This window comes from Geothrix sp. (assembly GCF_030219325.1).
Lineage (GTDB): Bacteria > Acidobacteriota > Holophagae > Holophagales > Holophagaceae > Geothrix.
In genome coordinates this window covers 3016319-3029119 of sequence record NZ_CP126625.1, presented here as the reverse complement: position 1 = coordinate 3029119, position 12801 = coordinate 3016319, and the positions used below count along the sequence as shown (strand labels likewise).

General features: G+C 67.8%; 11 protein-coding genes. 7 read left to right on the top strand and 4 right to left on the bottom strand.

Annotation, left to right across the window (positions count from 1 at the left end; genetic code table 11):
* Positions 1–86 precede the first annotated feature (86 nt).
* From QOZ81_RS13455 to QOZ81_RS13445, 3 genes are read left to right on the top strand one after another with little or no spacing between them, the layout of a single operon-like run.
* Positions 87–680 carry a hypothetical protein gene (locus QOZ81_RS13455; RefSeq protein ID WP_291205385.1) on the top strand — a complete coding sequence of 198 codons (594 nt, stop codon included), beginning with the start codon at positions 87–89 and terminating at the stop codon, positions 678–680.
* A gap of 36 nt (positions 681–716) precedes the next feature.
* A complete protein-coding gene (locus tag QOZ81_RS13450) occupies positions 717–1112 on the top strand; it encodes a hypothetical protein (protein WP_291205388.1) in 396 nt (131 codons plus the stop codon).
* A gap of 10 nt (positions 1113–1122) precedes the next feature.
* Entirely contained in the window at positions 1123–1557 is a 435-nt protein-coding gene (locus tag QOZ81_RS13445; RefSeq protein WP_291205391.1) for a phage tail protein, read from the top strand.
* Here QOZ81_RS13445 and QOZ81_RS13440 read toward each other — a convergent pair.
* Genes QOZ81_RS13440 through QOZ81_RS13425 form a run of 4 tightly spaced genes read right to left on the bottom strand, consistent with a single transcriptional unit; the run spans position 1554 to position 6495 of the window.
* Complete coding sequence (locus tag QOZ81_RS13440) at positions 1554–3275, bottom strand: sodium:solute symporter (RefSeq protein WP_291205394.1); 1722 nt, start codon at positions 3273–3275, stop codon at positions 1554–1556. The genes QOZ81_RS13445 and QOZ81_RS13440 overlap by 4 nt on opposite strands.
* Positions 3272–3400 (bottom strand): hypothetical protein, encoded by a 129-nt coding sequence (locus QOZ81_RS13435; RefSeq protein ID WP_291205396.1) that lies wholly within the window; start codon positions 3398–3400, stop codon positions 3272–3274. The genes QOZ81_RS13440 and QOZ81_RS13435 overlap by 4 nt, the downstream gene beginning before the upstream one ends.
* The gene (locus tag QOZ81_RS13430) at positions 3393–5912 is read right to left on the bottom strand and encodes a PIG-L family deacetylase (RefSeq protein ID WP_291205398.1); all 2520 of its coding nucleotides are present in this window, start codon (positions 5910–5912) and stop codon (positions 3393–3395) included. The genes QOZ81_RS13435 and QOZ81_RS13430 overlap by 8 nt, the downstream gene beginning before the upstream one ends.
* A gap of 4 nt (positions 5913–5916) precedes the next feature.
* Positions 5917–6495, bottom strand: a complete 579-nt coding sequence (locus QOZ81_RS13425) for a DinB family protein (RefSeq protein WP_291205401.1) — start codon at positions 6493–6495, stop codon at positions 5917–5919.
* A 140-nt stretch (positions 6496–6635) separates the two neighbouring features.
* Between QOZ81_RS13425 and QOZ81_RS13420 the strand changes: the two genes are divergently transcribed.
* From QOZ81_RS13420 to QOZ81_RS13405, 4 genes are all read left to right on the top strand, one after another.
* A complete protein-coding gene (locus QOZ81_RS13420; RefSeq protein ID WP_291205404.1) occupies positions 6636–7874 on the top strand; it encodes a hypothetical protein in 1239 nt (412 codons plus the stop codon).
* Positions 7875–8241: 367 nt separating this feature from the next.
* Positions 8242–9915: a hypothetical protein gene (locus tag QOZ81_RS13415; protein WP_291205406.1), complete on the top strand. Its 1674-nt coding sequence runs from the start codon at positions 8242–8244 to the stop codon at positions 9913–9915.
* Positions 9916–9941: 26 nt separating this feature from the next.
* Positions 9942–11948, top strand: a complete 2007-nt coding sequence (locus QOZ81_RS13410; RefSeq protein ID WP_291205408.1) for a hypothetical protein — start codon at positions 9942–9944, stop codon at positions 11946–11948.
* 79 nt (positions 11949–12027) lie between these two features.
* Positions 12028–12726: a hypothetical protein gene (locus QOZ81_RS13405; RefSeq protein ID WP_291205410.1), complete on the top strand. Its 699-nt coding sequence runs from the start codon at positions 12028–12030 to the stop codon at positions 12724–12726.
* Positions 12727–12801: the final 75 nt, after the last annotated feature.

Sequence of the window (12801 nt, the reverse complement as noted above, 5' to 3'; positions counted from 1 at the left end):
GGTGGAGGGGGGCGGGCATTAAAGGACCCACTGGTAAAAATATCGTGGTTCCGATGCCCGGGCGTGAGTCTGTGCTTGGAGTCACGATGGGGTACCTTGGTCGCATGGATCACGGTACGGGCCCATCGGGCATCCACGGTCTGCAGCTGGCCTACCTGGCGGGCTTTGCCGCCATGCTCTGGCTGCTGAACCAGGCGCGGCGCTCCTTCTGGCTGTTCTCGCTGCTGGTGCTGCCGGGGACTCTTTGCCATGAGTTCTGCCACTGGATCCTCGGGCACCTGCTGGGGGGGCGCCCGCTGAGCTTCACCATCCTGCCGAAGCGTGAGGGCCGCGGCTGGGTGCTGGGCTCCGTGGCCCTGGGCAACCTGCGCTGGTACAACGCCTTCTTCATCGGCCTGGCGCCGCTGCTCCTGTTGCCTCTGGCCTACGGCCTCCTCCTCTGGCGGCTGGGCGGGAATCCCCGCTTCGGCTGGCAGGAGGCCGGGGTGATGCTCCTGCTGGCCAACCTGGTCTTCGGGGCCATCCCATCGCCGCAGGATCTGAAGATCGCCGCGAGGTCCCCCATCGGCTGGCTGCTGCTGGCGGGGGCCCTGGCCTGGGGCTGGTGGCGGCTGACCCGGCCGGCCGGCCAGCCTCCGCGCGCCGCCTGGGCGGGACTGACGACTGTCGGAACATGTTAGAGTTCCGCCCATAGCCCCACCCACTCCGGAGGACCCATGCCGACCGGGATCCCGCGCAGCCAGGCGACGACCCGCGGCGCCGCGCCCGAGGCCGACGTGATCCTCGACGTCCTGGTCGAGCGGGGGGCGCTCCACTTCGTGCTTGCCTGCGAGGGTGGCCACGCCCACGGCGTGCGGGTGCGCTTCAGCCGCGTGATCCGCGACCTGGCGGGGCAGCGGGTGAACGAGCAGCCCCTGTACACCCAGCTGGCGTTCCTGGCCGCCGGGCGCCGGATCCCCCTGCTGATCGACTCCCTCGCGGGCTACCAGCAACGCAGGCAGCCCATGCAGTTCGAGGCCCGGCTCGAATGGCGCAGCGAGGATGGCCGGCGCCTGCGCCGCGTCATCAACCACGATCTCGCGGCCTGGACCGGGGTGCGCGAAATCCTCTGAAGGAGGCAGCATGCCCGCCAACAATCCCCATCAGTCCTTCCACTTCCGGGTCGAGGCAGGCTTCTCCCGCATCGGCTTCACCCACGTGCAGCTGCCTCGAATGGAGCGGGACGTGATCCGCTACCGGGAGGGTTCCGATCCCGTGGACTCGGTCCGCCAACTGCCCGGCCTGCTCCGGCTCAGCGACTGCGTGCTGCAGCGGGGCGTGATCCCCGTCGACCATGAGTTCTTCCAGTGGATGAACACCGTCCACTTCGGCCAGGCCGAGCGGCGCGACATCGTGGTGAGCCTGCTGGACGAGCAGCACCAGCCCACCCTGAGCTGGCGCCTGCGCAACACCTTCCCGGTGGGCCTGGAGTGGTCGCCCCTGGATGCCCAGGGCAGCGGCGTACTCATCGAGACCCTGCGCCTCAGCGTCGAGGCGATGGACATCCTGGCGACCTAGCCGGCCAGCTCGCCTTCAGGGAGGGGCTGGGGTGGCTGGAAGAGGCTGAAGGCCCAGGCCAGCGCCACCACCGCCACGCAGCCGATGAGGTTGTACCAGAGGAAGGAGATGGCGGTGAACTTGAAGCAGGCCAGCACGCCGACCTCCGCCACCAGGGCCGCGTAGAAGGCCGTGCCGCCGCGGACGCGCTTCACGTAGAAGGCCGTGATGAAGATGCCGAGGATCGTGCCGTAGAAGAGCGAGCCCAGGATGTTCACGGCCTCGATGAGCGAGCCCAGGCGGGCGGCGTACTCGGCGAAGGCCATGGCGAAGCAGCCCCAGGCGAAGGTGGCGAGGCGGCCCACCCACACCTCGCCCCGGCCCTCGTGCTGGCCCTGGCTGCCGCCGATGAGGCGCCGCCACAGGTCCACCACGGTGGTGGCGCCCAGGGCGCTGATTTCGCCGGACATGGAGGACATGGAGCCGGAGAACACCGCGGCGATGACCAGGCCCACGAGGCCCACGGGGAGGCTGCTCAGCACGTAGGCCAGGAAGATGTAGTTCGTGTCGCTGGGGTTGGTGCCGGGGTTGGCCTTCTCGATGAGGGCGATGCCCTCACGCCGGATCGCTTCGCTCTCGGCGTGGGATTGCGATAGCTGGTGCTTGGCCTCCGCGATCGAGGCCGCATCCCCACGGTGCCGGGCGCTGACGTAGGCCTCCGCCTTCTGGCTCTGGTCGGTCCGGGCCTGAGCGAACTTCGCTTCGATGGCGCGGTAGGCGGCAGCATCAGGCCCCGCCAGCACCTGCTTCACGGGGCCGGGGTTGAAGAAGATCGGCGGCGCGTGGAACTGGTAGAAGACGAAGACCAGGGCACCCAGCAGCAGGATGAGGAACTGCATGGGCACCTTGATCATGGCGTTCAGCAGCATGCCCAGGCGGCTCTGCGTGAGGTCGCTGCCTGCCAGGTAGCGCTGCACCTGGGACTGGTCCGTGCCGAAGTAGGACAGCATGAGGAAAAAGCCGCCGATGAGCCCGGACCACAGGTTGTAGCGGTTGTTGGGGTCGAAGTGGGTGTCGATGGCGTTCAGCCGGCCCAGCCCCCCCGCCACGTGGAGGGCGTCGCCGAAGCTCACGTCGGCCGGCAAGCGGTGGGCCGTCATGATGCCGGCCAGCAGCATGCCGCAGGCGATGATGACCATCTGCGAGCTGTGGGCCCAGGCCACGGCCCGAGTGCCGCCGGTCACCGTGTAGATCATGACCAGCAGGCCCACGATCAGGATGTTGACGTGCAGGCTCCAGCCCAGCAGCACCGAGAGCACCAGGGCCGGCGCGAAGATGGTGAGACCCACGGCGAGGCCCCGCTGGATGAGGAAGAGGATCGCGGCCAGCAGACGGGTCTTCAGGTCGAAGCGCGCCTCCAGCAGCTCGTAGGCGGTGGAGACCTTGAGCCGGTGGTAGAGGGGGAGGAGGGTCACCGAGAGGACCACCGCGGCCAGAGGCAGGCCGAAGTAGAACTGCACGAAGCGCATGCCGTCCACGTAGGCCTGGCCCGGTGTGGAGAGGAAGGTGATGGCGCTGGTCTGGGTGGCGATGATGGAGAGGCCGATGAGCCACCAGCGGTGGTCCCGGCCGCCGCCGATGTAGCTTTCGCCAGTGGTGGCGCCGCGCCCCTTCCAGAGGCCCCACAGGACGACGAAGAGGAGGGCGCCGCCCAGGACCAGCCAGTCCAGGCGGCTCACGAGTAGGCCCAGGAGAAGAGACGGAAGAGCAGGATGCAGAGCAGCAGCTCACCCAGCACCAGGGCGTAGAGGCGCTTCCAGGAGCCCAGGATCGGCGGCATGTCCTCCTTTCCGGGCTCAGTCATGGGCATGGCCCAGGGCCAGGAGGTTGGCGAAGAGGCGCGTGGCGCCGGGCACGCCATCCGGCAGCTGGCGGAAGAAGGCGAGGCCCGTATAGACGTAGTGCCCCTTGCCGTGCTCCGCCACGATCAGGGCGCCGGTGTCTTCCGCCTCGCCGGGATCCGCCATGCCCAGCAGGGGCGTGTAGCGGGCGTCCCAGCCCTCGGCATGGTAGAGGCTCCGCTCCTGGATCCAGCCGTCGAAATCTTTGGCCGTGAGTTCGTTGGGCCAGTGGAAGACAGGATGGTTTGGTTGGAGCAAGTGGACCGGCACTGTCTCATCCGTGATGCGCTTCCGCCCGACTTTGAAGGGATAGGGGCCGATGGTGTCCGTGACCATGGCGGCATTGATGCCCGGGAAACCCGTGTTCACGGTGTAGAGCACCACCTCCGTGCCGCCGGCGGCGACGTAGGCGTGCAGGCGCTCCTTCAGCGTCTGCAGGGCGGGGCGGGTGTTGTAAGCGCGGATGCCCAGCACGATGGCGTCGAAGCGGGCTAGGTCCTCCCGGGCCAGGGCCTCGTCGGTGAGCAGGTCCACCTCGTAGCCGAGGCGGCGCAGGGCCTGGGGGATGTCGTCGCCGGCGCCCATGACGTAGCCGATGCGGTGCCCGTTGTGCTTCAGGTCGAAGCGCTCCAGGCGCACCCTGGCCTCCGGCAGCAGGGTCTGCAGGGGGATGTGCGGGTGATCCAGCTTCACGAGGCCACGGGCGGCCGCGAACCCGGCCCCGGTGTCCACCTCCACCCGCAGCTCGCCGGAGGCGGCAGCGGCCGGTGGGGTGAGGCGGAAGGACAGCTCCCCTTCCTCCCCGGCGCGGGAGAGGGTGAAGGTCCGCTCGGCGGGTTCCGCCTTCCAGGCGGAGGGCACCTGGAGGCGCACCCGGCCCGCGGCGCGGGCGGCTCCGGCGATGACCTTCAGGTGGAGCTCCTTCGTGCCAGGACCGTCGAAGATCTGGACGCCCTCCTCCAGGTGGACGAAGGCCGCAGGCACCACGGCCAGGGGCTGGTACCGCTCGCCCAGGACCGGGTCCCGGAAGCGGAACTGCACGGGCACCACCACGTCGAAGCTGCCCTCGGGAAGGGCCACGCGGGCCCGCAGGCGGAAGGGCGGGACCGACTCGGGCAGGCCCGCCCAGGCGGCGCCGCCGGGTCCGCCCAGCCAGTGCGGGTGGCCGAGGGGCGTGGTCGCGGGCAGCGTGAAGGCGAAGGCCTCCTTCCGGGGCGCGTTGTCGGGCAGGGGCTTGCCGTCCTGGCGGACCTCCAGGGCGCGCGAGCCTTCGGGCGTCACGGCCTCGAGGGCCAGGGACTCGAGCACGAGGGGGCCGCCGCCCCGGGCCAGCACGGCGGCGTTCACCGTGAGGCGATCCCCGGGCGCCACCCGCTGGCGCTCGGCGATGGCCTCCACCCAGAGACCTGCGGCGGCGCGCAGCAGGTCCTCCAGCTCGGCGGCCTTGGCCCGGAGCAGGGGTTCCGACTGCAGGGCCGGAGGCAGGGCCTGGAGGGCCTGCCGAGCGCGCAGGAGCGTGGGCAGGCTGGCGGCGGGGTGATCGGGTCGGAAGCCCCGGCGGGCCTCCTGCAGCCGCCCGGCCACCTCGCCGGTGCCGGGGAAGCGGGACCAGCCGAGATCGATGCCCTCGAACAGGTCGGCCTTCGCGGGTTTCCCGGCCAGCAGCTCGAAGCTCTCCTCCCGGGCGCCGCGCTGGGCCAGCACGCCGAAGCCCTGGCTGCGGTGCTGGCTGCGGCTGTCGGCGGCGAGCTCGCCGTAGGAGCGGCCCAGCAGGGGATCGAAGGTACCGACATCCAGGGTGAGGCTGCCGGGGGCGGGTCTGGGGGCGTCCTCGCTGAAGCGGAAGTGGTTCCACAGCAGCCGTGTGGCCTGCCAGGGGCGCAGGCCGCCCTTGAGCTGCTCGGGGAAGCGGGTGGGATCGGCGGCGGCCTGGAAGGCCTCGATGGCCAGCATGGCCGAGGCCGTGTGGTGGCCGTGCCCGGCCCGGGCATCGGGAGGGAAGCGGGTGAGGATCACGTCAGGCCGGAAAGTGCGGATGGTGCGCACGACGTCGCCCAGCACCGTGTCGTGGTGCCAGAGGCGCAGCGATTCCTCCGCGGTCTTGGAGAAGCCGAAGTCCACGGCCGAGGTGAAGAACTGCTCGGCGCCGTCGAGGCGCCGCGCAGCCAGCAGCTCCTGGGTGCGGATGGCCGCGAGGCCGTCGCCCAGCTCGGGGCCAATGAGGTTCTGGCCACCGCCGCCCCGGGTGATGGAGAGGTAGGCCGTGCGCAGGTTCCGCCCCTTCGACAGGGTGGCCAGCACGGCGGTGTTCTCGTCATCGGGGTGGGCGGCGATGTAGAGGACGCTGCCCAGGGTCTGCAGGCGGTCCAGCTGCTTCTGCAGTTCGGCCGCGTCGCGCACGGGCACCTGGGCCTGGAGCCACGGCAGCACCGTGGCCGCCAGAACGAGTGGGGCGAGGCGGTGGAACCGGGGCACGGGCCTACTTCCGGCTGGCGGGCGGGACGATCCCGTTCATGCGCAGGTACACCACCACCTGCCCGTAGTGGTCGAAGCCGTGGGCGACGGTGAGGCTGGCCAGGCCCAGGCGCGTGACCTTGCCCTGGCCCCAGGGGGCCGGGATGCTGGCCGTGGCATTGGCTTCGGCGATGGCCGCGAAGGCCTTGTGGGCATAGGTGAAGGAGTCCTTCAGATACTTGATGTAATCGGCCTTGGTCTTCAGGGAGGCGGCGCCGTTCTCGTCCGGGCCCAGGTCGGCCGGCGGCTTCTCGCCGAGGATGCCCGCCGCGAACAGGTAGTTGGCCGAGGCCACGTGGCCGACCTGCTGGGCAAAGGTCTTGACGCCCTTGAACTCGCCCTGGGTGGGCGCGAAGGCGAACTTCTCCTCAGGCAGGGCCTCGGCGGCGGGCACGAACTCCCGCTCGAGGTTGGCCAGCTGCCGGTCCAGCACCTGGCTCAGGGTGAGGGTCGCCTCCGCGGCCGGCTTCGGGGGGGCAGGGGCCTGGGCCGAGGCCACGGCTCCGGCCAGCAGCAGGGTCAGGGTGAGTCGGGCGAGGGGCATCTGGGACTCCCGGGTTTTGGAGGGCCAGCATAGCGCCACGGGGAACCATCAATGCCGGGGAATGTGGCCGGCCGTCAGCAGGCCGGGGTGGAGGTCTCCTCCGCGTCGTTGTGGGACCATGCCAGGGACGAGGAGGACGCATGGACAGGTCGCTTTCCCGCTGGGCCTCCGATTACGTGAACCTGGTGCTGGCGGTGGGTCGTCACGACGGGGACTTCGTCGATGCCTACTACGGACCCAGGGCCTGGAAGCAGGTGGCGGAAGCCGGGGAGCCGCGTCCCCTGGCCGAGCTGCGGGTCGAGGCGGCCCAGCTGCTGGAAGCCGTGGCCGCCGCGGAGCTGCAGGAGGGCGAGGCCCTGCGTCGCGACTACCTGCTGGGCCAGCTGGGAGCCGTGGCGGCGCACCTGGCGCGCCTGGATGGCCAGCGCTTCTCCTTCGATGAGGAGGCCGAGGCCCTCTACCAGGTGCGGCCACCGGTGACGTCCGAAGCCGCCCTGGAAGCCGCCCTGGCGCGGCTGGATCAGCTGCTCGACGGGCCCGGCTCCGTGCAGGATCGCTACCAGCGGCTGCGGGAGCGGATCATCGTGCCGACCCTGCGGGTGGACGCGGTCTTCCAGGCAGCCATCGCCGAAGCCCGCGACCGCACGCGCCGGCACGCGACGCTGCCGGATTCGGACCACTTCCGCGTGGAGTATGTCACCGGCAAGTCCTGGTCCGCCTACAACTGGTACCAGGGCGGCGGGCATTCCGTGATCCAGGTGAACCTGGACCTGCCCATCGCCATCGATCGCGCCCTGGACCTGGCCGCCCACGAGGGCTACCCGGGCCACCACGTCTACAACGCCCTGCTGGAGCAACGCTTCGCGCAGCCCCCATCCATTGGCCGGGGCTGGGTGGAGTTCACGATCTATCCGCTGTTCTCGCCCCAGTCCCTCATCGCGGAGGGCACCGCCAACTTCGGCATCGAGGTGGCGTTCCCCGGCGCCGAGCGACTGGCCTTCGAGCGCGACGTGCTGTTCCCCCTGGCGGACCTCGACCCCGCCGAGGCCGAGCGCTGGGCCCGGGTGCAGGCGGAGATGAAGGTGCTGGCCTTCGCCGACAACGAGGCCGCCCGCGGCTACCTGGACGGCCGGCTGGATCGCGCCCAGGCCGAGGCCTTCCTCGTGCAGTACTCCCTGCGGACCGAAGCCCAGGCCGCCCAGCGCCTGCGCTTCATCGACACCTACCGCAGCTACGTCATCAACTACAACCTGGGCGAGCAGTTCGTGCGCCAGTGGGTCGAGCGGCAGGGCGGCACCGTGGCCGACCCCAGGCGTCGGTGGGAGGTCTTCGTCGACCTGATCTCCAGCCCCCGGCTGCCGCGCGCGCTGGGCCTGTAATTCGGTTGCGGACTGACACGGGACCTGTGTCGGTTCCTCCATGCTGGGCTGATTTTAAAAAGTTGATGCGCATGTGAGCTAAATCACATTCGTATTAATAAATTTGAACAGAATCAAAACAAGCCGATTTATTCGGTGGGAGATCCAGTGCTGGTCCTCCGTACATAGAAATCATTTGGTTATTTAATGAGGATCAGATGAATCAATTGATTGGGCTGAAGCCTGGGGCCAAGTCTGTCTCACCCGCACGGAATCGGCGGGTCGGTCGGCGTTCCCCGGCCTGTCCGCCAGCCTGATGTCGTGAGAACCGACCCTTCTGAAGGTCGGTCGGCGAAACCGTGATCAACGAATCCCAGGAGACTTTTTGATGACCTCCCTCCCCATTTCCCGATGCCTGCTGACCCTGTCCTTCTGCGTGGGGATGATCTCCTTCAGCCGGGCAGCCGAAGTGAAGACCTTCCCGGGCAGCGGTAGCGCCCCGGTGGCGAAATCCGTGTTTTCCCAGGCGAAGGAAAACCAGAGCGGGCTTGATCGAGCCGAGGGGGCGGCCTTGGTGGACGCCACCCGGACCGCGATCCTTTCGCTCGTAGGTACGAACCACCTGGAGGCGGCGGCCCTTGAGGCGCTCGCCAAGGACCTGGCCGACCACTCCGCCGGCTTCCTGGTCGATCGGGTCGACATCGTGGAATCACGGGTCACGGATGGCGTGGCCAAGGTGGGCCTGACCATCAAGGTGAACCTCTCCGCCATGCAGGACTACCTGAAATCCAAGGGGATCAGCCTGACGAAGGGGCTCGGCAACAAGTTCAGTCTGTATGTCCTGGCCTACACCGTGGAGGGGAAGGATCCCGACCGGGACAAACCCCAGCTGCTCCGGGAGGAGATCCGGGACAACCGGCAGAACGTGGTGTCCTCCCGCTACGCGAAGGCCCAGGCCACGGACAGCTCCAGGTCCCAGAGCCAGTCCCTCCAGGCCTCGGCCGAATCCAAGGACACGGGCGCGGTGGCCGTGCAGTCCAGCACTTCGGTCAAGGAATCCAACAAGGTCGATGCCTCGGCCGTCGCCCGCGGCGAATCCAGTCTCAAGGCCAACCGCGGTGACAGTGGCTTCTCAGGCAGCCAGTCCGGCAGCGCCGAGGCCCGCCTCAAGCAGGAATCCAAGTTCGAAGGAAACGCCAGCCAGAGCGGTGCCGCCAACTGGGACAAGCGCAGTTCCGCCGCCGTGGATGCCCGCCAGGCCAGCGCCAGCCACGACGCCCGGAGTTCCTCCGCTTCCGGGGCGAACTACAGCGACACCAGCACGCAGTACTACCGGCTCACGGAATATGCGGACGCGACCAAAAAGGGCGCCGGCTCCACCAATGACGTGAGGGCCAAGTTCGAGGGTGCATTCACGCGGGCGGGGCTCCCGGTCAAGACGCTCAATTTCCCGCTGATGGCGAAGGATTTCCGCAACGAGGACGAGTTCATCGACCACATCCTGACTCAGGCCAAGAAGCAGAAGGGCGTGAAGAGCGGGGACTACGTGGCCATGGCCATCAACAGCCTCACCCCGAGCGACGTCGACCGGCACCGGTTCTCCTCGAAGATCACGTTCCGGGTGGTGCGGATCAATGACGGTCACAACCTGCTGCCAGCGGATTCGGTGGCCAAGACGAGCGAGGCCAGGCCAAGTGATGATGAGGCCCGTCTTCAGGCCACGGAGCTGGCCCTGTTGAGCATGGACGACCTGCTGCCCAAGTGGGTCCGTCAGGGGCTGCAGAACCTCAAGGATGAAAGCGAGGTGGCCTCCCAGTCCAGGCAGTACCGCGTGGAACTGTCCGGCGTGAAGGAGCGCAGGCAGGTCGCTCGGATCCGCGAGACCTTCAAGAAGGCTGGGTTCAAGGTGAGCAGCGAGACCCTGGGGGACGGTACCCTGGAGGTCCTGACCCTTGAGCTGGGGGCCCGCGCCCCCGAGGATGTGAAGGATCTGCTGGATGAGCTCGATGGAACCGTGCTCATCTCCAAAGACGACAGCATCGCCCGCCTCAAACTCCAATGAGCCCCCTCTCCAGGTGGTTCGGCCGGATGCATCTTCTCGGCCTGGTGGCGCTGTGCCCGGTGCGGGCGGAAGAACCCATCCGCTATGTGGTGGCGCCGGCCATCACCCTGGCGGATCCCTTTCCCTTCGAATTCCAGAACCCCCAAGCGCAGGAAAGCCTTGGCCGCCAGTTCCGGGAGGCCTTTGAGGGACGCTTCGGTCGAGTCGTGCCCTTATCGGCCACCCCGGAAGGGATGATCACCGCCTCCCAACCCACCCTTCTGGTGGTTCCGCGCTTGTCGGTGGTCCGCCTGTACAAGGATACGGTGGCCGGAAGCCTGGATCACCTGGAAGCCACCCTGGTTGGTGACGTGACCCTGGTGGATCCCTGGAGCCTGACCTCGCTGTTCGCCGCCACGCGCATGGTGACCACCACGGTGTCCATCAGCCGGGACAAGGATCCCCGCGAGAGGGCCGAGCTGATCAGGAAGGCCTTTGGAATGGCAGCGACCCAGTGGATCCAGGAATGCCTGGGGCAGTTACAGACGCAGGCCCATCCCTTCTCGCTGAAAGCCGCACTGCTGCCCCTCCCCAAGGGCGTCCGCATCAGGGGCGGGGCCATCTGGCCCTTCGGGAGCCAGCGGAGCGTCAGCGGACGCATCCTGCAGGGGGCGGGCTCCGGCAGGGTCCGCATCAAGCAGGTATTCGAGCGGTTCTCGCTCGTCGAGCAGGCCATTCCGGGCCGGGACCTCGACCTGGGCGCAGCCGAAGTCTATGGGGCCACCTTCATGGGGCAGGCGACCCCTGCCGAGCGGAAGGAGCCGCGCCTGTCCCTCCGGTGGATCGGCCCGGCCCGGCCCAGCCCGCAGCTGGATTCCCAGGTACCCCCGTTGGCCATGGACGCGTGGCTGGGATTGATGGCCAACTACGTCAGCAAGGCGGGCGCCTTCCGGGTGCTCCCGGTCGCTGAGACGCAGTTGGACAAAGGCTTCCAGGCGGACGTGGGACGGTTCTCCCAGCAGGTCGAAGGGAATGCTTTCACGGCCAGTCTGGAGGATCTTGCCGCCAAGGCGAAACTGGACTCGCCCGAAGTCGAAGTCGAGATCGGCGTGGTCGATGCACACCACGCCACGCGGGTGGAAGCAGGGGGCGCCACGGATCACCTGTTGCGCGTCGTGTGGGGTTTGGCCTGGTACCAGCGGGAATCCGAGGATGGGGAGCCCGGGCGCCTGATCCTGAGGGGAACCGAATTCCAGACGGAGGAGAAGGTCTTCCGGATGAAGGAAGGGTTGCGGGAACTGGATCTGGATTCCATCTGGTTCTCGCTTTGCCGCAATGGTCTGATCAACCTGTCGGGTCGGTTCCAGAAGGCCTGGCTGGTGCGTCCCAAGCATGGTCAGCATGCCCACAAAGGCGTGGTCCAGGCCGAGGGGAAGGTCCAGTGGCTTGGGCTTTCACCCAAACCGGGCACGAAGCTGGCCTGGATCCACCCGGAAGGAGCCATCCGTGATGCCCAGGGCCGGGACCTCGGACCCTATTTCCAGCCGAACAGCAGCCTGGTCTGGCCCGACCTTGGACGCGCCTCCCAGGGCGATGAACTGAGCTTCAGGGCCGGTGGTCTGCCCACGGTGGGGCTGCTGATCCCGGACGTCCCAGAGACGATCGCGCTGCTCCCGGCACGCTGGATCCAGGCTGCCTTGGCGGCCCAGCTCTCCCGTGCGGCGGGCTTGGACATCGTCCTCCAGGACCGGCCTGGAGAGGCCACCCAGTGCGAATCCGACCTCCGCTTGAAGGTAGACACTCCCTTCCTGGATCCGAGTCGCGGGGTCGGTGCCACCTGGCGGCTCCGGGTGTACCGCGATGGCTACACCCCGGAGAAAGAACCCCGCTGGAAGCTGGGCCTGGGACACGCCCTGCCCTATCCACCCACTGACGGCTACCGACCCCTGGATGCCACCCACCTCGGGCTGGTCCTGCAGGAGTCCTCACTCACTGAACTGATCAAGCGTTCCACCCAACAAGGCCTGATCCAGGCCATCACTCTGGAGAAATAGCATGCGAGCTTTCACAGCACTACCACTGGTCCTGGCCCTCCTTGCCGGTACTTCCGCACAAGGCCAAGGGTTGTCCGGCTTGTTCGGGAAGAAAGACGATGCCAAGAAGGAAGCGCCCAAGGCCGATGGGACCACAGCTGCCGTCGCGGCGGTCGCCGTGATGGACCCCGACACGCTGATGGCCGAGGGCGGCCGGATCATCCTCTTCTCGACCACCGCCACCCTCCTGGCCATGAGTGCCGCCGAGCAGATGTGCGACGCCTTCCCGCCTGAACAGGTGAAGGCCATCAAGGAGAAATTCTCGAAGTTCAACGAGCTGAATGCCAAACGGAAGGAGGGCGATGCCCTCGACGCCACGCAGAACACGCTGGTCTCGGAGACCTTCCTGGAGATGGAGAAGCTGGATCCCAAGGGCTACCAGAAGGACAAGGCCAAGGTGGTCCGCCCGGCCTATGCCAAGCTGGGATTGGCCGTGGCCGCGGATCTCGCTGCCGCGACCCAGGTTCCCGGGTTCATCAAGAACGGCCAGGCCACCGTATCCAGCCTGAGCTCCAACCCATTCCAGATCACCAAGCTGAAGAAGATCACCGGCATCCTCGGGACCCTTGGCGTCATCGCCAAGACGACGCCGGATCAGATCAAGGCCTTCCAGACTGTGCGGTCGATGGCGAAGACCATTGCCGAGGCAGAGAACTTCAAGTTGGGCGAGCCGGCGGTGCCAATCACGGACATGGCGTCGTTGACCTCGGCCGCCAAGAGCGTTCCGGAAGAGGGCTGATCTGAACGGTAGAGGTGGACGGAAAGTCCGTTATCACCGGGCTATGACCTTCCAAGCCGTTCCATTCCATGTGGC

Excerpts from the sequence above, each read along its gene's own strand:
- QOZ81_RS13455 (WP_291205385.1), top strand. The coding sequence starts at position 87 with ATGGGGTACCTTGGTCGCATGGATCACGGTACGGGCCCATCGGGCATC.
- QOZ81_RS13450 (WP_291205388.1), top strand. The coding sequence starts at position 717 with ATGCCGACCGGGATCCCGCGCAGCCAGGCGACGACCCGCGGCGCCGCG.
- QOZ81_RS13445 (WP_291205391.1), top strand. The coding sequence starts at position 1,123 with ATGCCCGCCAACAATCCCCATCAGTCCTTCCACTTCCGGGTCGAGGCA.
- QOZ81_RS13435 (WP_291205396.1), bottom strand. The coding sequence starts at position 3,400 with ATGACTGAGCCCGGAAAGGAGGACATGCCGCCGATCCTGGGCTCCTGG.
- QOZ81_RS13425 (WP_291205401.1), bottom strand. The coding sequence starts at position 6,495 with ATGCCCCTCGCCCGACTCACCCTGACCCTGCTGCTGGCCGGAGCCGTG.
- QOZ81_RS13420 (WP_291205404.1), top strand. The coding sequence starts at position 6,636 with ATGGACAGGTCGCTTTCCCGCTGGGCCTCCGATTACGTGAACCTGGTG.
- QOZ81_RS13415 (WP_291205406.1), top strand. The coding sequence starts at position 8,242 with ATGACCTCCCTCCCCATTTCCCGATGCCTGCTGACCCTGTCCTTCTGC.
- QOZ81_RS13410 (WP_291205408.1), top strand. The coding sequence starts at position 9,942 with ATGCATCTTCTCGGCCTGGTGGCGCTGTGCCCGGTGCGGGCGGAAGAA.